The organism is Clostridium sp. Ade.TY, assembly GCF_000498355.1.
GTDB lineage: Bacteria > Bacillota > Clostridia > Clostridiales > Clostridiaceae > Clostridium.
The window spans coordinates 1-24,190 of sequence record NZ_AVSV01000025.1 but is presented as its reverse complement, the minus strand read 5'-3'; the positions used below and the strand labels follow the sequence as shown (position 1 = coordinate 24,190).

19 protein-coding genes are annotated in these 24,190 nt (G+C 27.5%); 17 read left to right on the top strand and 2 right to left on the bottom strand.

What is annotated here, in order from left to right; genetic code table 11:
• The first annotated feature begins 103 nt into the window (after positions 1 to 103).
• From tpiA to O212_RS0109010, 3 genes are all read left to right on the top strand, one after another.
• Positions 104 to 850, top strand: coding sequence for a triose-phosphate isomerase (tpiA, locus tag O212_RS0109020; protein WP_024614785.1), 747 nt, complete (start codon positions 104 to 106; stop codon positions 848 to 850).
• A gap of 193 nt (positions 851 to 1,043) precedes the next feature.
• Entirely contained in the window at positions 1,044 to 2,576 is a 1,533-nt protein-coding gene (gene gpmI, locus O212_RS0109015) for a 2,3-bisphosphoglycerate-independent phosphoglycerate mutase (RefSeq protein WP_024614784.1), read from the top strand.
• A gap of 249 nt (positions 2,577 to 2,825) precedes the next feature.
• Positions 2,826 to 3,236, top strand: coding sequence for a DUF2871 domain-containing protein (locus O212_RS0109010; RefSeq protein WP_024614783.1), 411 nt, complete (start codon positions 2,826 to 2,828; stop codon positions 3,234 to 3,236).
• Positions 3,237 to 3,300: 64 nt separating this feature from the next.
• Here O212_RS0109010 and O212_RS0109005 read toward each other — a convergent pair whose 3' ends face one another.
• Together O212_RS0109005 and O212_RS0109000 are read right to left on the bottom strand one after the other, a co-directional pair.
• Positions 3,301 to 3,933, bottom strand: a complete 633-nt coding sequence (locus O212_RS0109005) for a hypothetical protein (protein WP_024614782.1) — start codon at positions 3,931 to 3,933, stop codon at positions 3,301 to 3,303.
• A 132-nt stretch (positions 3,934 to 4,065) separates the two neighbouring features.
• Positions 4,066 to 4,542 (bottom strand): hypothetical protein, encoded by a 477-nt coding sequence (locus O212_RS0109000; RefSeq protein WP_024614781.1) that lies wholly within the window; start codon positions 4,540 to 4,542, stop codon positions 4,066 to 4,068.
• Between the two features lie 160 nt (positions 4,543 to 4,702).
• Here O212_RS0109000 and O212_RS0108995 point away from each other — a divergent pair, with 160 nt between their 5' ends.
• From O212_RS0108995 to O212_RS16220, 14 genes are all read left to right on the top strand, one after another.
• Positions 4,703 to 5,299: a protein kinase gene (locus O212_RS0108995; RefSeq protein WP_024614780.1), complete on the top strand. Its 597-nt coding sequence runs from the start codon at positions 4,703 to 4,705 to the stop codon at positions 5,297 to 5,299.
• Positions 5,300 to 5,547: 248 nt separating this feature from the next.
• Positions 5,548 to 6,843 (top strand): phosphopyruvate hydratase, encoded by a 1,296-nt coding sequence (gene eno / locus O212_RS0108990; RefSeq protein WP_024614779.1) that lies wholly within the window; start codon positions 5,548 to 5,550, stop codon positions 6,841 to 6,843.
• A gap of 118 nt (positions 6,844 to 6,961) precedes the next feature.
• Positions 6,962 to 7,192: a preprotein translocase subunit SecG gene (gene secG / locus O212_RS0108985; RefSeq protein ID WP_024614778.1), complete on the top strand. Its 231-nt coding sequence runs from the start codon at positions 6,962 to 6,964 to the stop codon at positions 7,190 to 7,192.
• Positions 7,193 to 7,368: 176 nt separating this feature from the next.
• Positions 7,369 to 9,381: a sodium-translocating pyrophosphatase gene (locus tag O212_RS0108980; protein WP_029699277.1), complete on the top strand. Its 2,013-nt coding sequence runs from the start codon at positions 7,369 to 7,371 to the stop codon at positions 9,379 to 9,381.
• A gap of 251 nt (positions 9,382 to 9,632) precedes the next feature.
• The gene (gene rnr / locus O212_RS0108975) at positions 9,633 to 11,885 is read left to right on the top strand and encodes a ribonuclease R (RefSeq protein WP_024614777.1); all 2,253 of its coding nucleotides are present in this window, start codon (positions 9,633 to 9,635) and stop codon (positions 11,883 to 11,885) included.
• 154 nt (positions 11,886 to 12,039) lie between these two features.
• A complete protein-coding gene (gene smpB, locus O212_RS0108970) occupies positions 12,040 to 12,510 on the top strand; it encodes an SsrA-binding protein SmpB (protein WP_024614776.1) in 471 nt (156 codons plus the stop codon).
• Positions 12,511 to 12,872: 362 nt separating this feature from the next.
• Positions 12,873 to 14,804, top strand: coding sequence for a sigma-54-dependent Fis family transcriptional regulator (locus O212_RS0108965; RefSeq protein WP_024614775.1), 1,932 nt, complete (start codon positions 12,873 to 12,875; stop codon positions 14,802 to 14,804).
• 255 nt (positions 14,805 to 15,059) lie between these two features.
• Positions 15,060 to 16,226 carry an iron-containing alcohol dehydrogenase gene (locus O212_RS0108960; RefSeq protein WP_024614774.1) on the top strand — a complete coding sequence of 389 codons (1,167 nt, stop codon included), beginning with the start codon at positions 15,060 to 15,062 and terminating at the stop codon, positions 16,224 to 16,226.
• Between the two features lie 148 nt (positions 16,227 to 16,374).
• Positions 16,375 to 17,265, top strand: a complete 891-nt coding sequence (locus O212_RS0108955) for a sulfide/dihydroorotate dehydrogenase-like FAD/NAD-binding protein (RefSeq protein ID WP_024614773.1) — start codon at positions 16,375 to 16,377, stop codon at positions 17,263 to 17,265.
• Positions 17,265 to 18,659, top strand: coding sequence for an NADPH-dependent glutamate synthase (gltA, locus tag O212_RS0108950; protein WP_024614772.1), 1,395 nt, complete (start codon positions 17,265 to 17,267; stop codon positions 18,657 to 18,659). The genes O212_RS0108955 and gltA overlap by 1 nt, the downstream gene beginning before the upstream one ends.
• A 320-nt stretch (positions 18,660 to 18,979) precedes the next feature.
• Complete coding sequence (locus tag O212_RS0108945; RefSeq protein WP_024614771.1) at positions 18,980 to 19,870, top strand: DMT family transporter; 891 nt, start codon at positions 18,980 to 18,982, stop codon at positions 19,868 to 19,870.
• 116 nt (positions 19,871 to 19,986) lie between these two features.
• The gene (locus tag O212_RS0108940; protein ID WP_024614770.1) at positions 19,987 to 21,861 is read left to right on the top strand and encodes a glycerophosphodiester phosphodiesterase; all 1,875 of its coding nucleotides are present in this window, start codon (positions 19,987 to 19,989) and stop codon (positions 21,859 to 21,861) included.
• A 445-nt stretch (positions 21,862 to 22,306) separates the two neighbouring features.
• Complete coding sequence (locus tag O212_RS0108935; RefSeq protein ID WP_024614769.1) at positions 22,307 to 22,864, top strand: tryptophan transporter; 558 nt, start codon at positions 22,307 to 22,309, stop codon at positions 22,862 to 22,864.
• Between the two features lie 258 nt (positions 22,865 to 23,122).
• Positions 23,123 to 24,190, top strand: a 1,068-nt coding sequence (locus O212_RS16220; protein WP_024614768.1) for an N-acetylmuramoyl-L-alanine amidase, incomplete at its 3' end; no start/stop codon positions are given.

Genomic DNA, 24,190 nt, shown 5'->3' with positions numbered 1-24,190 from the left:
TATAAATAAATATTGCCACTCTTTATACAAAAAAAAGGAGTGGCAATATGTTTCGTTAGAATTTAATAAAAAGAAACATTAAATAAATTTAGAGGTGATTTCAATGAGAAAAGCAATAATCGCAGGAAACTGGAAAATGCACAAAACTCCAGCAGAAGCTGTAGAGTTTATAAATGAATTTAAACCATTAGTAAAGGATGCTACTTGTGATGTAGTTCTTTGCCCAACTTTTGTATGTTTAGAAGCTGCTGTAAACGCTGCTAAAGGATCAAATGTTAAAATAGCTGCACAAAACATGCACTTTGAAGAAAGCGGAGCTTTCACAGGAGAAGTTGCTCCAGGAATGCTTGAAGCTATGGGAGTTGAATATGTAGTAATCGGACATAGTGAAAGAAGAGAATACTTCAATGAAACTGATGAAACTTGCAATAAGAAAGTTAAAGCTGCACTTAAGCACAACATAACTCCAATCCTTTGCTGTGGAGAAACTTTAGAGCAAAGAGAATCAGGAAAATATGTAGAAGTTTTAGCTGGACAAATCAAAGCTGATTTAGAAGGATTAACTAAAGAAGAAGCAGAAAAAGTTGTTATAGCTTACGAACCAATCTGGGCTATCGGAACTGGAAAAACTGCTACATCAGAACAAGCAAACGAAACTATAGCTGCTATAAGAAACGTTGTAGCTGAAATGTTCGGACAAGAAGTTGCTGATAAAGTAAGAATTCAATACGGTGGATCAGTTAAGCCAGCTACAATAAAAGAGCAAATGGCTCAATCAGATATTGATGGAGCTTTAGTTGGAGGAGCTAGCTTAGTAGCTTCAGACTTTGCTCAAATAGTTAACTACTAGTATTAATTAGATTTAATAGCTAGAATTAACATGAAAGGCAATAGTCATGATTGAATAATACCAATTCTTTCATACTATTGCTTTTTGTTGTTTGTAGTATTATCTTGTAGTATAATATAAATGAAAAAAATAGAGTATAATATAGTAATATGTATTATTATTTATTAAAAGGTAAATAAATGGAGGTAGAGTAATGGCAAAGAAACCAGTAATGTTAATGATACTAGATGGTTTTGGAATAGCAGAAGCTTCAGATGGTAATGCTGTTTCATTAGCTAAAAAACCAAATTATGATAGATTAGTGAAGGAATATCCACATTCAATGTTACAAGCTTCAGGAATGGCTGTAGGTCTTCCAGAAGGACAAATGGGTAACTCAGAAGTTGGACATTTAAATATAGGTGCAGGTAGAATAGTATACCAAGAACTTACTAGAATAACTAAAGCAATAGCTGACGGAGAATTCTTCCAAAATGAAGAATTATTAAAGGCTATGAAAAATGCTAAAGAAAATAATTCAGCATTACACTTAATGGGATTATTATCAAATGGTGGAGTTCATTCACACATAGATCACTTAAAAGGACTTTTAGAATTTGCTAAAAAAGAAGGTCTTCAAAAAGTTTATGTTCATGCATTTATGGATGGTAGAGATGTTGCTCCTTCATCAGGTAAAGAATTTATAGAAAAAACTGAAGCTATGATGAAAGAAGTTGGAGTAGGACAAATCGCTACAGTAAGTGGTAGATACTACGCAATGGATAGAGATAATAGATGGGAAAGAGTTGAACTTGCATATAATGCAATAGTTAAAGGAACTGGTGAAACTTCAAATAGTGCAGTAGAAGCTATAGAAAACTCATACCATGATAATAAAACTGATGAGTTTGTATTACCAACAGTAATATTAGAAGATGGACACCCAACTGCAACAATAAAAAATAAAGATTCAGTAATATTCTTTAACTTTAGACCAGATAGAGCTAGAGAACTTACAAGAGCTTTAACTCAAAAAGATTTTGATGGATTTAATGCTGAAAAGTTGGATTTAACTTTTGTTACAATGACTCAATATGATAAAACTTTTGAAGGAGTTAATGTTGCATTTAAAGCACAAACATTAACAAATACTTTAGGAGAATATGTTGCAGATAAAGGATTAAATCAATTAAGAATAGCAGAAACTGAAAAGTATGCTCACGTAACATTCTTCTTTAATGGTGGAGTAGAAAAGCCAAATGAAAATGAAGATAGAGCATTAATAGCTTCACCAAAAGTTGCTACATATGATTTAAAACCAGAAATGAGTGCATATGAAGTAACTGAAGAATTAATTAAGAGAATAGATAGCGATAAATATGACATGATTATATTAAACTATGCTAATCCAGATATGGTTGGACATACAGGAGTGATTCCAGCTGCTGTTAAAGCTGTTGAAACTGTAGATGAGTGTTTAGGAAAAGTTGCTGATAAAATATTAGAAAAAGATGGATCATTATTTATAACTGCAGACCACGGAAATGCAGAAACAATGATAGATTTCTCAACAGGAAATCCATTCACTGCTCATACAACTGATCCAGTTCCATTTGTTTGGGTTTCAAATCATTCAATAGGAAAAACTTTAGAAGATGGTAAATTATCAGATATAGCACCAACAATGCTTAAAGAAATGGGTGTAGAAAAACCAGAAGAAATGACTGGACACTCATTAATAAAATAATATTTTAATTGATATTAAAGAACTCACAAAATTTTTGTGAGTTCTTTTTGTATTAATCTTAATATAAATATAATTTGAATAATATTTATATTAAAAATATAAAATTTATAAATTTTATATAAGCATAATTTATAAAGTATTTTAATTTTAAATATAAAAAACATATATTTTTATATTATTTAAAGAAAAAATATAGTAAAATAAAAAAATAAGATATATTAAATAATAATTAATATTAATGGAGGAGTTATGAAGAAATTAATAAATACATCATTTATTTATGCTATATTAGCGTTAGTGTTAGGAGTTTTTTATCGTGAATTTACTAGAATGTTCAATTATGAAGGTAAAACTACTTTAGCAGTCACCCATGTACATTTATTTGTAATGGGAAGCTTAGTGTTTTTAATACTTGTATTATTCGAAAAACAATTTAAAATAACAGAAAATAAACTATTTAATAAGTTTTTTATAACATATAATGTTGGACTAGCATTTATGGTTATCATGTTTATATGGAGAGGAATAGATCAAGTTTTATTGTTAAATGGAGGAGCTATGATCTCAGGAATAGCGGGGATTTCACATATATTATTTTCTATTGGAATTATAATGTTATTTATTATAATTAAGAAAGAAGTAGTAAAAGATAATGCATAAAATAAGAAAATAACAGTAGAATTTCTACTGTTATTTTTTATTTTATATCAATTTATAAAAATTTTTATTTAAATAATTTAAATACTGTTTGGACTCCTATTCTTAAGTTGTTATTAACTATTTCAAATGAATTTACAGATATATTGTAGTTATTTTTTAACTTAAGTATTATGTTGGAATTAGCTTTATCAAAACTTATTGAATCAGTACTAGTTAAATTATCAAATATAATATCTTTATTAATATTTATAAATCCAAGTTTACCACCTTCATAATGAAGAATTCCATTTCCATCTTTAGAAGAGCATGTAAAAGTAAGTTTTGCTTCTAATGGTATATTTAAATATTTAAATTGGACATAAAGATTTAAATATTTCCCATCAATTAATACTTTTAATCCATCTATTTTTTGACTAAGATTTGAATCTTTTTGTATAGCAAGTATAGCTAAATTAGTTAAATCAACATCAGAAAGTTCAATATTTGATTTTGTTACAATTTCTTTTAAGGAAAAGTCTAAATCATTAGGAATTAATTTTATTGCGATATCTAATGGATCAACTTTTATTTCTGACGTTATAGGTGTAACTGGAACTTTTGGTTCAAATGAAAACTTATATAAAGAAAAAGCACCAATTATTATTACAAGTAATATTATAATAGGTATTAAAATAAATTTACCTTTGCTTTTTGACATAATATCAATCTCCTTTAAAATTCGTTGTATATATTTATGATAACATAAATTAAATAGGCCAAATTTTAATAATATAAAAATAATAGCTAAAGATATAATTATATCTTTAGCTATTTTAAAATTAATATTTATTTATCCAGTATAAACATTTGTTATCCTATAAGTGTTTCCACTTCTTTCGATATCTACAAAATTAATTTTACCTATAATCCAGTTTTGATCAGAGATTATGCCATTTCCAGCATACCATCCATCAGTTTCGTTTGCTGCTTGAACATCATAACTTATTAAAGCAGTAAATTTATTACCTTTTATATTATGGATATTGATATCATTAATTTTATAGTCTATAACTACAGGTAAAGGATCTCTTTTTAAATTATTATCAAGAACAAATGCCCAGTCTGTTGAGTGAATTTTTATGTATTTTTCAAATAAATCACTTGAAATTAAAATCTTATCTTTTTTAGATGTTTTTATTGTTGGATATCTATCCTGTAAAGTATAATCTTTAGGATTGTCTTCTAAAGTTAAAATAATATTATTATATCCTATAAAAGATAAACAAAATAATATTATAAGAAATAATAAATTAAGTTTTTTAAACATAATATTAAGTTTTCCTCCCACATTAACCCTTTTGTGAATTATTATACTTTAAATTTATAATAAGGTAAATATTGTTATATTCAAATAATATTATAAATTATCACAATAAAAAATAACTTTAATATTATATAGTGAGGAAACAATATATTGGGATAATAAAATGAAAAAAAATTATAATTATTCAGTTTGCTTTGATAAGAAAACAGAAGCATTGTTTAAAAAATCAAAGTATTTAGGTCAAGGTAATAATGGGATAGTATTTGAATTACCAGAAAATAAAATAATAAAAATATTTCAAAAAGAAAAGATATGTAAGGCAGAAGCTAATACTTTAATTAAGTGTAGGAAGTCAAAATATTTTCCTAAAGTTTACGCATCAGGTTCATTGTATATTATAAGAGAAAAAGTAAATGGTGTACGTTTGGACAAGTACATAAAGAGAAACGGATTATCAATGGAATTAACAAAAGAAATATATAAATTATTGATGGAATTTAAAAAACTTAAATTTACAAAGATAGATACAAGGTGTAGAGATGTATATGTAACAAAAGATTTTAAACTTATGATGATAGATCCAAAAGGATGTTATAGTAGAAAGGTAGACTTTCCAAGGCATTTAATGAAAAAACTTAATAAGCTTGGAATTTTAAAGACTTTTTTAGAAAATATTAATGAGATAGATTCAAAAGCAGCAAAGTATTGGAAATATCAGCTTGATAAATATTTTGAAAAAGAAAATATAGAGTATTTATAAAGTATAAAAAAGTCCTATTATGGGCTTTTTTATACTTTATAAACATGTAAAATAAATGAATTAATAAAATATAATGTTATGGAAATATATACAATATTAATAAAATTGAAACAAGATATCAGTTGATTGACATTATCAATAAAAGATGTATAATATATATAAACAAAAGATGTATATTATATATAAATAAAATATATTAAACTTGTAAATAATATTTAGAGTGAGAGTGTAAAAGGAGGAGATTACATATGAAACAATATGTAGAAATAGTAGATATAGTAGCAAGAGAAATTTTAGATTCAAGATCATTTCCAACAGTTGAAGTTGAAGTATACTTAGAAGATGGAACAGTTGGAAGAGCAGCAGTACCATCAGGTGCATCAACTGGTATATTCGAAGCTGTTGAACTTAGAGATGGAGATAAAGAAAGATTTAATGGAAAAGGTGTTTTAAATGCAGTTAAAAATGTAAATGACACAATTGCTGATGAACTTATTGGTCTTAATGCTTTAGATCAAACATTTATCGATAAAACTTTAATAGAATTAGACGGAACTAAAAACAAAGGAAAACTTGGAGCAAATGCAATACTTGGTGTATCACTTGCAGTAGCAAGAGCAGCTGCTGAATATTTAGGATTACCTTTATATCAATATGTTGGTGGAGTAAATGCTAAAGTTTTACCAGTACCAATGATGAATATTATAAATGGTGGAGAACATGCTGATAATTCAGTAGACCTTCAAGAATTTATGATTATGCCAGCTGGAGCTAGTGATTTTAGAGAAGCATTAAGAATGTGTTCAGAAGTATATCATGCTCTTAAAAAGTTATTAAATGAAAAAGGATATTCAACAGGTGTTGGTGATGAAGGTGGATTTGCACCAAACTTAAAATCAAATGAAGAAGCAATTGAAGTTATAATAGAAGCAATTGAAAAAGCTGGATTTAAACCAGGTAAAGAAATTTTCATAGCTTTAGACCCAGCTTCATCAGAATTCTTTGAAGATGGTAAATATGTATTAAAACATGAAGGAAAAACATTAACACCAGAAGAAATGGTTGGATTCTATGAAAACTTAGTAAATAAATATCCAATTATATCAATTGAAGATGGTATGGCAGAAGAAGATTATGAAGGTTGGAAAATCATGACTGAAAGATTAGGAAACAAAATCCAATTAGTTGGTGATGATTTATTTGTAACAAATACTGAAAGATTAAAAATGGGTATTGAAAAAGGTCTTGCAAATTCAATACTTATAAAACTTAACCAAATTGGTACATTAACAGAAACATTAGATGCTATTGAAATGGCAAACAGAGCTGGATATACAGCAGTAATTTCACATAGATCAGGAGAAACAGAAGATACAACAATTTCAGATTTAGTTGTAGCTGTAAATGCAGGTCAAATTAAGACTGGTGCTCCAGGAAGATCAGAAAGAGTTGCTAAGTATAATCAATTATTAAGAATAGCAGAAGAACTTGATGATGTGGCTGAGTATAGAGGTATGAATGCTTTCTTTAATATAAAAAAATAATATAAAGCGTATTTTTGTATAAATTTTCAAGATGAGTATAGAAATAAATTTTTCTTTATGATATACTGATTAAGTTAAATAGTATAAAATTAGCTTTTAAATATTAGGAGGTGTTCCCATGCAAACAGCTTTATTAGTACTTGAGGTTATACTTGGAATTGTTGTTGTTATATCAGTTCTTATGCAACCAAGTAAGTCAGATGCTTTAAGTGGACTTATACAAGGAAGTAACAATGATACTTTCTTCTCAAGAAACAAATCAAGAACAAAAGAAGTTATGTTAGAAAGAGTAACTATAATAAGTATGTTACTATTTGCTATAAACACAATGGTTTTAAATATGATATAACATGTGTGGGAATCACAAGTTAAATTTTAATCTGGTACAAATTTAATTTTGTATCAGATTTTTATTTTTTATAAAAATATCTTAAATTAATTTATATTAAATTCTAATAATCATATAAATCTCATAGGTATATAATAGTACAATTTGTACAAAATTATATTAAGTGAGGTGTAAATATGAATCTTTTAATATTACCATTACTTTGTGGAATTATATCATTGATAGTTCTATTATTTATGAAAAGTGGAATTATGAAAAAAGATGCTGGAAATGAAAAAATGAAAGAGATTGCATCACATATAGAAGAGGGAGCTATGGCATTTATAAAGAAAGAGTATAAATATCTTTCAATATTTATTGTATGTATTTTTGCACTTATTTTTGCATTTTTAAATTATAAAACAGCTATAGCATTTTTATTTGGAGCAATATTTTCTATGATTGCTGGATATGTTGGCATGAGAACAGCTGTTAAAGCTAATGTAAGAACAGCAAATGCAGCAAAACATGGGATTAAAGATGCACTTGGAGTTGCTTTTTCAGGTGGAGCTGTTATGGGGCTTTGTGTTGCTTCACTTGGAATAATTGGATTAACTATATTTTCTTATATATTTGATTTAAATGCGGAATATATAACAGGATTTGGACTTGGAGCATCATCAATTGCACTTTTTGCAAGAGTAGGTGGAGGAATATATACAAAGGCTGCAGATGTTGGGGCAGATTTAGTTGGTAAAGTTGAAGCGGGAATACCAGAAGATGATCCAAGAAATCCAGCTGTAATAGCTGATAATGTTGGTGATAATGTTGGTGATGTATGTGGAATGGGAGCGGATTTATTTGAGTCTTATGTTGGTTCTATAATATCTGCAATAACCTTAGGTTCAGTGTTAGCTTCTTCTCTTGGAAAAGAAACTATTTTATATCCATTAATATTAGCATCAGCTGGGATCTTTGCATCACTTATAGGGATGTTTGTAGTAAAGTCTTATAAGGGGGATAATCCTCAAAAGGCTCTTAATTTAGGAAGTTTTTTAGCTGGAGGAATAGCACTTATACTTAGCATAATAGCATGTTTATACTTATTCTCTAATTTAACATTATTTATACCAGTTTTAGTTGGTGTTTTAGTTGGGCTTTTAATTGGAAAGATTACAGAAGTTTACACATCATCAGATTATAAATCAGTAAAACTTATAGCTAAGGAAAGTGAAACTGGTGCTGCAACTAATATAATTTCAGGACTTGCAGTAGGGATGAAATCAACGGTTATGCCAATACTTTTAATTGTTATTGGTATTTTAATATCTTATTTTTTTACAGGAGGAGCTGAAAATTCAATAATAGGATTATATTCCATTGCTATATCTGCTGTAGGAATGCTTTCAACAACAGCAATAACAGTTGCTGTTGATGCTTATGGACCAATAGCTGACAATGCAGGTGGAATAGCAGAAATGAGTGAATTAGATGAAAGTGTAAGGGAAGTTACAGATAAATTAGATTCAGTTGGTAACACAACAGCTGCAATAGGTAAAGGGTTTGCAATAGGTTCTGCAGCTCTTACAGCATTGGCTCTTTTTGCATCATATACTCAATCAGTTAATTTAGAAACAATAAATCTTTTAAATCCATTAACTTTAGTTGGCGTTCTAATTGGAGGAATGCTTCCACTTTTATTTGGCGCACTTACAATGCAATCAGTTGGAAAGGCAGCTGGACAAATGGTTGAAGAAGTAAGAAGACAATTTAGAGAAAAGCCTGGTTTATTAAAAGGAACAGAAAAACCAGATTATTCAACTTGTGTTGAAATATCAACAAGAGCAGCGCTAAGAGAAATGATATTACCGGGATTAATAGCTGTTTTATCTCCAATAATAGTTGGAATTTTATTAGGAGCTGAAGCTCTTGCAGGGCTAATTGCAGGTAGCGTTATAACTGGAGTAATGATGGCTATACTTATGGCAAATGCAGGTGGTGCTTGGGATAATGCTAAAAAGTATATTGAAGGTGGAGCGCATGGTGGAAAAGGTAGTGATGCGCATAAGGCAGGAGTAGTTGGAGATACTGTTGGAGATCCTTTTAAAGATACATCAGGTCCAAGTATGAATATATTAATTAAGCTTATGACAATTGTTGCTGTAGTATTTGCACCGCTTATAGTTGAGTTTGGAGGAATACTATTTTAAATTATATAAATTTTTATAAATAATATTTAAAATTTTAATTTAAAAGAGCTAAATAATATACTTAGTGTCTATTATTTAGCTCTAATTTTATAATAAAAAATTAATAAGTCTAATATTTTTACAAAAATATTTTTATATAATTTTCTAATTAAGGAATTATAGTATATAATATGGTACTATATAGGTAGAATAATATATAGTCGGAATGGAGAACATATAATAATAATATAGATATTAAATGGAGGAAAACAATGGGAATAAAAGATACATTATTACAGTTTATGCAAGAAGATGCATATAAACCAATGGACCTTAGTGAATTAACAGCAGTTTTTGATATAAAGTCAAATGAATATAAAGCTTTTAAAAAAGTACTTAAGACAATGGAGAAAGAAGGATTAATAGTTAGAAATCAAAAGGAAAAGTATACAACACCAGAAAGAACTGGATTAATAACAGGAAGACTTCAAGGACATCAAAGAGGTTTTGGATTTTTAATATCAGAGGTTGAAGGGGAAAAGGATGTATTTATACCATCATCATGTATGAATGGTGCTATGAATGGAGATAGAGTTTTAGTTAAAATAACTAGAGATGATAGAAATGGTAAAAAAAGAGAAGGAGAAATTGTTGAAGTAATTGAAAGAGCTAACAAAACAATTATTGGAGTTTATGAAAGCAGCAGAAATTTTGGATTTGTAGTTCCAGAAGATACAAGATTACATCAAGATATATTTATATCTAAAAAAGATAAAAATGGTGCTACAGATGGAGATGTTGTATTAGTAGAAGTTACTAAATGGCCTGAAAAAAGAAGAAGCCCAGAGGGTGTGGTTAAAGAAGTTCTTGGTAAGAAGGGTGATAAAGGACTTGATATACTTACAATAATTAAAAAGTTTGGATTACCTGAAGACTTTCCAACTAAAGTTTTAACATTTGCAGATTCAATACCAGAAGAAATTGATAAAAAGGAATATAAGAGAAGAACAGACTTTAGAGATGTAAGAATGGTAACTATTGATGGAGAAGATGCAAAAGACTTAGATGATGCTGTATCAATAGAAAGATTAAAAGATGGAAAGTTTAAACTTGGAGTGCATATAGCAGATGTTACTCATTATGTTAAAGAAAACAATCCTTTAGATAAAGAAGCTTTAAAAAGAGGAACATCAGTATATCTTATAGATAGAGTAATTCCAATGTTACCTAAAAAGCTTTCAAATGGTTTATGTTCACTTAATCCAAAGGTAGATAGATTAACTCTTAGCTGTATAATGATTATTGATAAAAATGGTAAAGTCGTTGAGCATGAAATACATGAAGGTATAATAAGAACAAATGAGAGAATGACATATACTGATGTAACAAAAATCTTAAAAGATAAAGATGAAGAATTAATCAAAAAATATGATTATCTTTATGATGATTTTTTAGCTATGGAAGAGTTAGCTAACATATTAAACAAAAAAAGGGTGAGAAGAGGAGCTATAGATTTTGATTTTGAAGAAGCAAAAATAACTTTAAATGAACTTGGAAAACCAATAGAAATAAAACCATATCCAAGAGAAATTGCAAATAGAATAATAGAAGAATTCATGCTTGCTTGTAATGAAACTATAGCAGAATATATGTACTGGACTAACTTACCATTTGTATATAGAGTTCATGAAAATCCAGATGAAGAAAAACTTATGAAATTTAGAGAGTTTATTTATAATTTAGGATATACAATGAAAATGAGTCAAGATGTACATCCAAGATGTCTTCAAGAAGTTCTTGAAAAAGTTAAAGGTAAAAAAGAAGAAACAGTAGTTAGTACATTACTTTTAAGATCAATGATGAAAGCTAGATATTCACCAGAAAGTCTTGGACACTTTGGATTAGCAGCAAGATATTATTGTCACTTTACATCACCAATTAGAAGATATCCAGACCTTCAAATACACAGAATAATAAAAGAACAATTAAATGGTAAAATTGATGGTGGAAGAGCTAAGAAACTTATAGGAATAGTTGATTATGCTTCAAAACAATCATCAGAAACAGAAAGAGTTGCACAAGAAGCGGAAAGAGAAGTTGATGATTTAAAGAAGGCAGAATATATGGAAGATAGAATTGGAGAAGAGTTTGAGGGAATTGTATCTTCAGTTACATCATTTGGTATGTTTGTAGAACTTCCAAATACAATAGAAGGATTAGTCCATATTAATTCATTAGAAGATGATTACTATATATATGATGAAAATCATCTAGCATTAATAGGTGAAAGAACAAAGAAAATTTATAGACTTGGTGATGAAGTAAAGATTAAATGTAGTAGAGTAGACATTGAAAATAGAGAAATTTATTTTGATTTATTAGAAGATAAAGAAGAGGATGAAGATGAAAATTTCTCAAAAGAACTTCAGGAAAAAATACCATATGTTAAAGATAAAGTAAAAGAAGCTTTAGCAAATGGTGAGATTGAGGAATTACTTATTGAAAAATCATTAGAAGAAGAATAAAATATTTTATATTAATAATAAGGGGCTGTATGCCCCTTATTTTAAGGATTATATAAAATAAATATAACTATTAAAGCAGAGAATTGATAATAAATAAAATATATAATATAATTTTAGTAATGTATAACTTTGTATGTAAAAGTAGGTGAACAAAATGGCAAGAAAGAAAAATTCAAATTCTTTAGTAGAAAATAGAAAAGCAAGACATGATTATTTTATACAAGAAACTGTTGAAGCTGGATTAGTTTTAGTAGGAACTGAAGTAAAATCAATAAGAAATGGAAGAGCTAATCTTAAAGATTGTTATGCTGAAGTTAGAAATGGTGAAATCTTTATAAGAGGAATGCATATAAGTCCTTATGAACAAGGAAATATATTTAACGAGGACCCTTTAAGAGATAGAAAGTTACTTCTTCATAAATCAGAAATTGGAAGACTTGCAGGTCTTGTATCAAGAGAAGGATTAACACTTGTTCCTTTATCATTATATTTAAAAAATGGAAGAGTAAAGGTGGCACTTGGAGTTTGTAAGGGTAAAAAAAATTATGATAAGAGAGATTCTTTACTTGAAAAAGCTCATAATAGAGAAATGCAAAGAGAACTTAAAAATAAAAATAGATATTAATTTTAAAGAGTATTTTAGTAATTCTAGAGTACTCTTTTTTTATACATAAAAAAACATAGAATTAATATTTATTAATTTCATATAAGATTATTAAAATAATTATTACAAATAAAATTAATATTAAAGAAATTTAATATGATAGTCCTTTGTATAAAATTTATAATTAGATAATATATTAAGTTGTTTTATATTGATTTTTCAAAAGAAGACATATAAATTTTTTATTTTAGTATTATAATGAGAAATTATCATTTATATTATTATAAATATTATATAAAAGAATTTATACAATTATATTTTTTAGTATTATAATAGTAAATGTGGAAAATATTGAAATGATTGGGTCAGTAGGAGGAGCTAGTATGGAATTTAATAATAGAAATATAATTATTAATTCGCATAAAAGAAGTAGGAAATATGGAATAAAAGAAGATAGAAAATTATCTAATAAAAGAATTAGAAGTGATATATTAGAAAAGCTTCTTAAGGAAAATTGTGAACTTATAAGAACTTCTAAAATATATATGGATATATTTAAAGATGTATTAAAGGATGAAAATTTTATAATAGTTCTTACAGATAAAGAAGGATGTATATTACATATAAGTGGTCAAGATGAAATAATAAAAGAATATGAGAAAATTAATATAAAAAATGGTATGTATATGGACGAAAAAAATATAGGTACAAATGCGATGGCAATAGCACTTGAAGAAGATAGGGCGGTTCAGGTAACTGCTGATGAGCATTACATAAATATATTTAAAAGCTTAACATGTTCTGCAGCTCCTATACATGGAATAGATGGAAGTATAATAGGTACACTTAACTTAACGTCTGATTGGACTAATAAGCATCCACATACATTGGGATTAGTATTATTTGGAGTAAAAGCTATAGAGAATGAATTAGAGAGAAGCCATGTTAGTGATATATTAAAAGAAACATATAATTATGTTGGAAGTGTAATGAATAATGTTGATAAAGGAATTATTACTGTAGACTCAGAAGGTAATATTAATAATGTAAATGACTTGGCTATAGAAGTGTTAGAACTTACTCAGGGAGATTTAATAGGAAAGAAAATTGAGAATATTATTCCAGCATGGAAAAATATATATATAAGTTTTAAAAAAGAAAATTATAATACATATGTAAAAGAAATAAAAGTATCCAATAAGAGAATAGTTTTAAAGATGAAAGCTATAAGGTTAAATGATAAAGTAGTTGGTGCTGTTATAATTATGTCTAATGAAGGTGAAAAAATAAGCAATAAAGCATTGGGAGCTTATAAAACCTTTGATGATATATTAGGTGAAAGTGATGCTATATCAAATGTTATAACAAACTGTAAAATTGTAGCAAATAGTCCATCAACTATATTAATTGAAGGAGAAAGTGGAACTGGAAAAGAAATTTTAGCACAAGCAATACATAATTATAGTTGTAGAAGAGAAAATAAATTTGTTGCTATAAATTGTGGGGCGATACCAAAAAATTTAATAGAAAGTGAACTTTTTGGTTATGAGGAAGGAGCTTTTACAGGAGCGAAAAAAGGCGGCAAAATAGGAAAGTTTGAACTTGCAAATGGTGGAACTGTATTTTTAGATGAAATTGGAGAAATGCCACTTGAAATGCAAGTGCATTTACTTAGAGTAATACAAGAAGGTAGAATTTGTAGAGTTTCAAGTGATAAAGAAATTCCAATTGATGTTAGAATAATTGCAGCAACAAATAAAGATTTAAAAGAAGAAGTTAAAAAAGGAAATTTCAGAGAAGATTTATTTTATAGATTAAGTGTTATTCCTATATATTTGCCACCACTTAGAGAAAGAAGTGGAGATGTGGAAAAGCTTATAAATCATTTTTTAAGAGTAAAAGCATTTAAACTTAATAAAGAAGTACCTAAAATAAGTGAAGTTTTATATAATAAGTTAATAAATTATTCATGGCCAGGGAATATAAGAGAACTTGAAAATTGTATAGAGAATATAGTTAATTTAGATGGCGATATGTCATATGAATTTACAGGAGATATAATAAATAAAGAAATTGCTGCAACATCATCTATTAATAAAGATAAAAGGGATAAAAATATTAATGATTGTGATTATTTAGACGATAAAGGAATATATATTGAAATTGGAAATGGATTTAATATAAAAGATATAGAAAAAACTTTAATTGAAAGAGCAATAAAATTTAATGATTATAATATGAGTAAAACAGCAAAATCTTTAGGTATAAGTAGGAATACTTTGTATTATAAACTAGACAAGTATGGAATATATTAAAAATGAAATGTGTTAATTAATAGAACACTGTACTAAAAAGATACAATGAAAAAAGCGCTTACTGTAATATTTTATTACACAAGTGCTTTTTATTTAAAATTTAATTGTTAAAAAAATGACACAGTTAAAGGGTTTCGAAAAATTTTTTATAAAATAAGAATATTGGCACGGTAATTGCTAATATATTTAAGTGTTAAGAATAAATTAAAAAAATTTAAAGTTTTGAATATTAAAATTTGAGGGGAGTTTTTTTATATGGCAAGATTTACATTACCAAGAGACATTTATCATGGAAAAGGTACAATAGACGTATTAAAAGAAATAAAAGGTAAGAAAGCAATGATCGTAATGGGCGGAGGCTCAATGAGAAGATTTGGATTCTTACAAAGAATAGAAGAAAACTTAAAAGAAGCAGGACTTGAAGTTCAAGTTTTTGATGGCGTTGAATCAGATCCATCAGTTGAAACTGTTATGAAAGGTGCAGAAGCTATGAGAAGCTTCGAACCAGATTGGATTATAGGACTTGGTGGAGGTTCACCAATAGATGCTGCAAAGGCTATGTGGATATTCTACGAATACCCAGATTTTACTTTTGAACAAGCTGTAGTTCCATTTGGATTACCTGAATTAAGAAAGAAAGCTAAATTTATTGCTATAGCTTCAACAAGTGGTACAGCTACAGAAGTAACAGCATTTTCAGTAATTACAGATTATAAAGCAAAAATTAAATATCCATTAGCAGATTTTAACATAACACCAGATATTGCAATAGTAGATCCAGAACTTGCAGAAACAATGCCAGCTAAATTAGTTGCACATACAGGTATGGATGCAATGACTCATGCAATTGAAGCATATGTATCAACAATTGCAGATAATTTTACAGATCCATTAGCTCTTAAAGCTATTGAAATGGTTAGAGATAACATAAAGAAATCATATGAAGGTGATATGGAAGCAAGAGATGAAATGCATGATGCACAATGTTTAGCAGGAATGGCATTTAGTAATGTTTCACTTGGAATAGTTCACTCAATGGCTCATAAAATAGGAGGAGTATTCCATGTACCACATGGATGTGCTAATGCAATATTACTTCCATCAGTTATAGAATTTAATGCAGTAGAATGTGAAGATAGATATGCAAAAATAGCAAAAATGCTTGGACTTGAAGGAAATAATAATAAAGAGTTAACTAAATCATTAGTTAAATTAATAAGAAGTTTAAATGAAGAATTAAATATTCCAAAAACATTTAAAGAATATGGAGTAGATGAAGCTGAATTCATTTCATATTTAACATACATGTCAGAAAATGCAGTTTTAGATGCATGTACAGCTACAAATCCAAGAAAGATAGACAATGAACAAATGGCTAGACTTTATAAGGCAACTTTCTATGGAGAAGAAGTTAACTTTTAGTATTTAGGTTAAGATTTAGAAAAGCCTTAGAATACTAGCTAAACCTGAGAGTGTTATTATATTTTCAAGTGTTAGCTTTGTGTTTTAAGACTTTTCTTTTTGAAAATAATCCTTCTATATAATTAGAATGAAGAGGTGTATAAAATTTATGTATAAAATAGTTTCAAAAAGAAAGCTTACAGATAACATATATTTAATGGATATAGAAGCTAGAAGAATTGCCAAATCAGCAAAACCAGGACAATTTATAATTTTAAAGATAGATGAACATGGAGAAAGAATTCCTTTAACAATAGCAGATTTTAATAAAGAAAATGGAACAGTTAGTATAGTATTTCAAGTAGTTGGTAAGGGAACTAAAGACTTAGAAAATTTAGAAGTTAATGATTACATAAGTGATTTTGTAGGTCCTCTTGGAAGACCTAGTGACTTTGTATCAGAAAATATAGAAGATTTAAAGAAAAAAAATATTATATTTATTGCAGGTGGAGTTGGAGCAGCTCCAATATATCCACAAGTAAAATGGATGAAAGAACATGGAATAAATGTTGATGTTATAATTGGAAGTAGAACAAAAGATCTTCTTATTTTAGAAGAAGAAATGAGTAACGTAGCTAATAATTTATATATAGCAACTGATGATGGTTCATATGGTTTTAATGGAAGAGTTACAGATATGTTAAATTATTTAGTTAAAGATTTAGGTAAGGAATATGATGAAGCTATAGTAATAGGACCTATGATAATGATGAAATTTATGTGCATGTTAACTAAAGAATTAAACATTCCTACAGTAGTAAGTTTAAATCCAATTATGGTTGATGGAACAGGTATGTGTGGAGCATGTAGAGTTACTGTTGGAGATGAAGTGAAATTTGCATGTGTTGATGGACCAGAATTTGATGGACATTTAGTTAATTTTGATGAAGCAATGAGAAGACAAGCTATGTATAAAACAGAAGAAGGAAGAGCAATATTAAAGGAAATAGAAGGGGATACACACCATGGTGGATGTGGTCATTGTGGAGGTGAAAACTAATGGATATGAAAGAAAGAATGATTAGAATACCAGTAAGAGAGCAAAACCCAAAGGTTCGTGCGACTAATTTTGAAGAAGTTTGCCTAGGATATAATGAAGAAGAGGCTATTAAAGATGCAAAAAGATGTCTTCAATGTAAAAAACCAATGTGTAGACAAGGTTGTCCAGTATCAATAGATATACCAGGGTTTGTTAAAGAAGTTTCGGAAGGTAATTTTGAAGAGGCTGCAAGAGTAATTGCAAAATATAGTGCACTTCCAGCAGTTTGTGGTAGAGTATGCCCACAAGAAACACAATGTGAAGGTAAATGTGTTCTTGGTGTTAAAGGAGACGCAGTTTCAATAGGTAAACTTGAAAGATTCGTAGCTGATTGGGCTAGAGAACATAATATAGAATTTTTAGAAAAAGAAGAGTCAAAAGGAAAAAAAGTAGCTGTTATTGGTAGTGGTCCTGCTGGACTTACATGTGCTGGAGATTTAGCTAAAAAAGGTTATGATGTAACTATATTTGAAGCACTTCATGAACCAGGTGGAGTACTAGTATATGGAATACCGGAGTTTAGACTTCCTAAGGAAACAGTAGTAAAGGGAGAAATAGAAAATATAAAGAGATTAGGAGTTAAAATAGAAACTAATGTTATTATAGGAAGAACTATAACTATTGATGAACTTTTAAATGAAGAGGATTTTGATGCAGTATTTATAGGTTCAGGTGCAGGACTTCCAAGATTTATGGGAATCAAAGGTGAAAATGCAAATGGAGTATTTTCAGCAAATGAGTTTTTAACAAGAGTTAATTTAATGAAAGCTTTTAAAGATGAATATGAAACTCCAGTAAAGTTAGGAAAGAGAGTAGCTGTTGTAGGTGGTGGTAATGTTGCTATGGATGCAGCCAGAACAGCACTTAGACTTGGATCAGAAACACATATTGTTTATAGAAGAAGTGAATCTGAACTTCCAGCAAGACTTGAAGAAGTTCATCATGCTAAGGAAGAAGGAATAATATTTGATGTTTTAACTAATCCAACAGAAATATTAACTGATGAAAATGGATGGGTTAATGGAATGAGATGTGTCAAAATGGAACTTGGAGAACCAGATGATTCAGGTAGAAGAAGACCAGTTGAAATTGAAGGATCAGAATTTATTATGGATGTTGATACAGTAATAATGTCACTTGGAACTTCTCCAAATCCTCTAATATCATCTACAACTGAAGGATTAGAAATAAATAGAAGAAAATGTATTGTAGCAGAAGAAGAGACAGGTAAAACTTCAAGAGATGGAGTTTATGCAGGTGGAGATGCTGTAACAGGTGCTGCAACAGTAATACTTGCTATGGGAGCAGGTAAAGATGCTGCAAAAGCAATAGATGAATATTTAAATAAAGAATAACTTAACTAAAAAACCTTAAGTGAATTTTACAAAAGGCACTTAAGGTTTTTTTATTTATGTAGAAAATGAATTAATAAATATATATAATAAAAAATTAGTTAACAAAATTTTATTTTTAAAATAAATTATAATGGTTAAATCAGCAAAATAAGTGCAATTAATAGATTATTATATGTATAAACTGTAAACAATAAGATTAAAATAAGAAAAATTTTAAGATTTATAGTACAATGTTATTTGTTCAATGTAAACATTAAACACATTGAATTTACTTATACTATATAATATTTATTAAAAATAGACAGAAAGGAAGACTTGAAATGAACAATAAGAAAAAAGGAATCTCTCTTGTATTAATTGCAACTCTTTTTTGGGGAATGATGGGTGTTACAAGTAGAACACTTACAAATGCAGGAATAGATTCAATGAGTATTTCATTTTTTAGATGTTTAATAGCATCAATTGGCTTTTCAATATTTTTATTAATTTTTAATAGAAAAGCATTTAAAGTAGACTTAAAAGGAATTATAATTAGTGGTATTTATGGAATTGTAACATTTGGATTATCATTTACTACATTTAATATTGCAGTAGAAAGAGTACCAATTGCTGTTGCAACAGTACTTATGTTTACTAATCCAATATGGGTAACTATATTTAATGCAATATTCTTTAAAGAAAAAATAACTGCAAGAAAAGCATTTATAATATTACTTGCAATAACAGGATGTGTATTAATATCAAACATATTTGGAGTTGGATTTGAAAATCTTGATGTAATAGGACTTTTAATAGGACTTTCAACTGGAATTTTATTTGCGCTTCAACTTGTAATACCAAGATTTTTTACTGATACGTATTCAAAAGACAGTATGCTTATATATGGCTTTATATTTAGTACAATAGCATTAGCATTCTTTACAAACTTTGATTCAATAGGAACTGCAATATCAAGCAATTCATCATCAGTATTTGTTATTGCAAACATATTATCAATAGGGGTGTTAAGTACATTTATAGCAAATATAGCATATGTTAAAGCAACTGATTACATAGAAACTGGTGTTGCATCAGTGCTTGTTGCATTAGAACCTGTACTTGGTAGTCTTTTTGCTTATTTAGTATATGGTGAAACATTAACAGCATTCCAATTACTTGGGGGAGTATTTATAATAGCTGCTGCAATTTGGCTTGCAAGAACATCTGATTAATAAAATAATTAATAAAGCTACTAGATAAATTGTATATCTAGTAGCTTTTGTTATATAGTTAATATTAGATAATATTAATTTTTTTGGTGGAAATAATAAAATAGGGAGGTTAATTTATGGATTATAAAAAAACTAAAGAAAAAACAAAGGTTATGAGTTTAATAAATAATACATATAAAAATTTTAAGGTAAATTTCTGGGCATTCACATATTTTGAAATGTGCTATAGAATATTAACTGCTTTTATATTTGGACCAATCATTTTTTTTATACTTAAGTATTTTATGAAAACAGAAGGCTTCTTTTCTTTGACTAATAAAGATTTTATAACTTTTGGATTAAGTATTAAAGGAATAATATGTATATTTGTTTTGTTGGTTATGGCTTTTATTATGATATTTATTGAAATAGGAGCCCTTACTTATATTGGGGTAGAATCGCATAGGGGTAAAAAAGTTAAAGTTATTGATAGTATATTTAATATGTTTGGTATATTAAAGGATACATTTGATATTGGAATAATCCCCCTTATATTAATTACAGGTGTTATAGGTCCGTTAACTGGAGTTGGACTTTGTAGTTCACTTATTAAAAATTATTCTATACCACCTTTTATAACTATAGAACTTAGTAAAACTATATTAGGAAAAATTTTATTATTATTAATAGGGTTAGTTTTAATATTTTTATTATTAAGATGGATACTTTCAATTCCGGTAGTAGTTATAGAGAAGGTAAAGGGAAAATATGCAATTAAAAGAAGTAATCAATTATATAAGAAAAATAAATGGGTAGTATTAAAATCTATTATTTTATTTGAGGTAGTTTTAATAGTATTTTCAGTAATATTAATTTCAATTTTTTTATTTGGTGGAATTTCAATTGGTGAGTATATATTAGGACCGGATTCTTACTTAAGTAAAATAGTTCTTGGAATTTTACTTGTTTTATTTTTTATAGTTTTTGTAATAATGACTATTTTAGTGACACCTCTTTTTGTAAGCTTTTTAGTTGAACTTTATTATAATATTAGAAAAGAAAATGTTAAAGAAAGAGAATTTAAAACATTTAAAGATTATAAGAATAATTCTTTATATAACTTTTCTAAAATAGGATCAAAATGGTTTGTTTTTGTATTAATTATTTGCTTTGTTATTTATAGTGGAACTATTGCTTATGGAACAGTATTTAATAGAGTAATAAATGATAAAGTTCAAATAACTGCACATAGAGGAGCTAGTAAAAATGCTCCGGAAAATACTTTAGCTGCAATTGATGAGGCTATTAAACAAGGAGCTAATTTTGCAGAAATTGATGTTCAAACAACAAAAGATGGAGAGACTATATTACTTCATGATAATACTTTTAAAAGAACTGCTGGAGTAAATATGGCACCAAAAGATTTAACATTAAAGCAAATAAAAGAACTTGATAATGGATCCTTTTTCTCGTCTAAGTATAAAGGAGAAAAGGTACCAACTTTAGGTGAAGTTTTAAAAGAAGCAAAAGGAAAAATTAAACTTAATATTGAGCTTAAACCAAAAGGGAATTTGGATAAGTTACCTGAAAATGTGAATAAGTTAATAGAAGAAAATGGGATGGAAAATGAAGTTATAATATCTTCAAATAATTTTAGTGCTCTTCAAGAGATGAAAAAAATTAATCCGAAAATTAAAGTTGGATATATTGTACTTGCGGCATTTGGAGATTTTGAAAATTTAAGTGTAGACTTCTTTAGTATGGAACAATCTTTAATAAACTCACAAACTGTTTATGCTCTTCATGCAATAGGTAAAGAAGTTCATGCATTTACTATAAATGATGAAGAAAGTGCAGAAAAAATGCTAAGACTTGGGGTAGACAATATAATTACTGACAATGTAAAACTTATTAAAGAAACAGAAAGTGAAATGAAAGAAGAGAAAAGTTATGATTATGTAACATTTTATTATGAATCTATTATAAGTTTAATAAAATTTGCAAAAATTTAATTAAATTAGTTGCAAAATTTAAAAAAAGTGATATTATATAGTAAAAGAAAATTTAATATCGATAATCCGTTTTAGAAGGAAGAGTAGGTAATTTAAGCTTTATTAAAGAGAGTTAGTGATGGTGAGATACTAGCAAGAAGAGAGTTATTGAATGGACCTTTTAGGAATAAAACGAAATCTATATTTAGAAAGTAGCATTTATGGTGGGCTGCACCTTATAGCAGATAGAGTATGTTAGTACTTGAAATTTAGAGGTGGTGATTAATACATAAATTTAATCACAATTTAGGTGGCAACGCGGAAGTTTTATTCGTCCTATGATTTAGTTCATAGGGCGTTTTTTTATTATAAAAATTTAAAGGAGGTGGTCTAAGTGTTATGAAATAGTGAGGAAGTAGGAGAGCTTAGAAAAAACAAAAATTTAAATAAAAAAGGAGAAATATATATGAGAAATACTGAAAAAACAAAAAGGATGATAATTAATGCATTATTATTAGGAATAGGAGTTATACTTCATCAAATTACACCAGCACTTGGATTGCCTATGCAACCAGATTTTGCGCTTATTATGTTATTTATAATTATGATAATAAATAAAGATGATTATAAAACATGTTTAATATCTGGAATAATTACTGGGATATTTACAGCTATGACAACGAAATTTCCAGGTGGACAACTTCCTAATATGATAGATAAATTAATTACTGTAAATTTGATGTTTGTTGTTATTATGTTAATTAATAAATTAAAAATAATAAAAAATATGGCAGACAGTAAGAGAAGAACTATTGAAAGTTTAATATTATTTCCAGTTGGAACATTAGTAAGTGGATTAATATTTTTATTATCAGCAAGTGTTTTAGTTGGATTACCAGTTGGATTTAGTTCATTATTCATAGTAGTTGTACTTCCTTCAGTTGCTATAAACTTAGTTGCAGGATTTATGTTATTTAAAATTATAAGAAGTTCTATGAGGAGTATAAGCCTAAAAGAAAACTAATATAAAATATATAATAAAAAAATTATAAGATCAAAACTAATATTAAATTTATAAAATTATATATTTAAATATGTTATTTATATTTAGGTTATAATATATGAAATTTAGTTTAATATTAGTTTTTTTATCTTTTAATCAAAAATTATAAAGATATTTGGAAAATATTGAATAATTAAACCCTTTGCATTATAATAAAAATGTTACAAAAAGATTAATAATATTAACAAAAAAACAACGATGGGAATAAGGGGTGTTCTTTTGAAAAGTAAAAAATTAAAAATGATAATAAAAACTACATTAATTATGTTAGCTATATCGGTTTCACCGTTATATGGAAAAGTAGCATTTGCAGATAATATATCGAATTTAGAACAGCAATTTTTATTAGTAACAGATGGATATAATAGTGATGAAATAGTTGTAGAAAATGGAATTTCATTGAAGTTTGGAGAAACTTTGAATTTATCAAAATATAAAAATGCTAAAATGTCAAATTCAAACATAATATCAATTAGTGAAACAGGTATTGTTACTCCTAAAAAAGAAGGAACAGTTTATTTAAGTAAAAAAATTGGAAATAAAATTCATGTGATGGAAATTTATGTTTCAAGTAATAATAAATCTGATTATTTTACTAGATCTTCAAAAGAAGTAGATAGAAATTATTATAAAGTTTTTATAGACCCAGGTCATGGTGGACATGATGATGGTGCTTCATCATTTGGACTTAAAGAGGATGAATTAAATTTAAAAATAGGTTTAAAAATACAAAAAAAATTAGAAGCTAAAGGTATAGAAGTTAAAATGAGTAGAACTTCGGATGAATATCTTTCATTAGATGAAAGAGCTAAAATGGCAAATGAATATGGTGCGGATATTTTTGTATCCAATCATATAAATTCATTTGAAAAAGATTCAGCTTATGGAATAGAAACTTATTATCATAGAGATAAATCTCCTCACAAACCTTTAAGTGATAATATACAAGAAAATGCAATAAAAGAAACAGGAGCATTTAATAGAGGAGTTAAAAATGCAAATTTTGCAGTTTTAAGAGAAAGTGAAATGACCTCATCACTTTTTGAGGCTGGATTTATTTCAAATAAGGTAGAATCAGATAAGTTAAAAGATGATAAATATCAAGAAAAGATTGCGAATGCTATTGTTGATGGAATAGATAAATATTTAAAAGATAATATAAAGTTAAATGGTAATACTACAAAGCCAGATACTAAACCTGAAGAAAAGCCAAATGAAAATCCAAATGATAAACCAGAAACTACAGTAAAAAAAGGCATAGTAACGGCAAGTAGCTTGAATGTAAGA

Bases quoted from the DNA above. Each gene is read 5' to 3' on its own strand.
- gltA (WP_024614772.1), top strand. From the start codon at position 17,265: ATGGATATGAAAGAAAGAATGATTAGAATACCAGTAAGAGAGCAAAAC.
- O212_RS0109010 (WP_024614783.1), top strand. From the start codon at position 2,826: ATGAAGAAATTAATAAATACATCATTTATTTATGCTATATTAGCGTTA.
- secG (WP_024614778.1), top strand. From the start codon at position 6,962: ATGCAAACAGCTTTATTAGTACTTGAGGTTATACTTGGAATTGTTGTT.
- O212_RS0108940 (WP_024614770.1), top strand. From the start codon at position 19,987: ATGGATTATAAAAAAACTAAAGAAAAAACAAAGGTTATGAGTTTAATA.
- O212_RS0109000 (WP_024614781.1), bottom strand. From the start codon at position 4,542: ATGTTTAAAAAACTTAATTTATTATTTCTTATAATATTATTTTGTTTA.
- tpiA (WP_024614785.1), top strand. From the start codon at position 104: ATGAGAAAAGCAATAATCGCAGGAAACTGGAAAATGCACAAAACTCCA.
- smpB (WP_024614776.1), top strand. From the start codon at position 12,040: ATGGCAAGAAAGAAAAATTCAAATTCTTTAGTAGAAAATAGAAAAGCA.
- O212_RS0109005 (WP_024614782.1), bottom strand. From the start codon at position 3,933: ATGTCAAAAAGCAAAGGTAAATTTATTTTAATACCTATTATAATATTA.
- O212_RS0108965 (WP_024614775.1), top strand. From the start codon at position 12,873: ATGGAATTTAATAATAGAAATATAATTATTAATTCGCATAAAAGAAGT.
- O212_RS0108955 (WP_024614773.1), top strand. From the start codon at position 16,375: ATGTATAAAATAGTTTCAAAAAGAAAGCTTACAGATAACATATATTTA.
- O212_RS0108960 (WP_024614774.1), top strand. From the start codon at position 15,060: ATGGCAAGATTTACATTACCAAGAGACATTTATCATGGAAAAGGTACA.
- O212_RS0108995 (WP_024614780.1), top strand. From the start codon at position 4,703: ATGAAAAAAAATTATAATTATTCAGTTTGCTTTGATAAGAAAACAGAA.
- O212_RS0108980 (WP_029699277.1), top strand. From the start codon at position 7,369: ATGAATCTTTTAATATTACCATTACTTTGTGGAATTATATCATTGATA.
- rnr (WP_024614777.1), top strand. From the start codon at position 9,633: ATGGGAATAAAAGATACATTATTACAGTTTATGCAAGAAGATGCATAT.
- gpmI (WP_024614784.1), top strand. From the start codon at position 1,044: ATGGCAAAGAAACCAGTAATGTTAATGATACTAGATGGTTTTGGAATA.
- O212_RS0108935 (WP_024614769.1), top strand. From the start codon at position 22,307: ATGAGAAATACTGAAAAAACAAAAAGGATGATAATTAATGCATTATTA.
- O212_RS0108945 (WP_024614771.1), top strand. From the start codon at position 18,980: ATGAACAATAAGAAAAAAGGAATCTCTCTTGTATTAATTGCAACTCTT.
- eno (WP_024614779.1), top strand. From the start codon at position 5,548: ATGAAACAATATGTAGAAATAGTAGATATAGTAGCAAGAGAAATTTTA.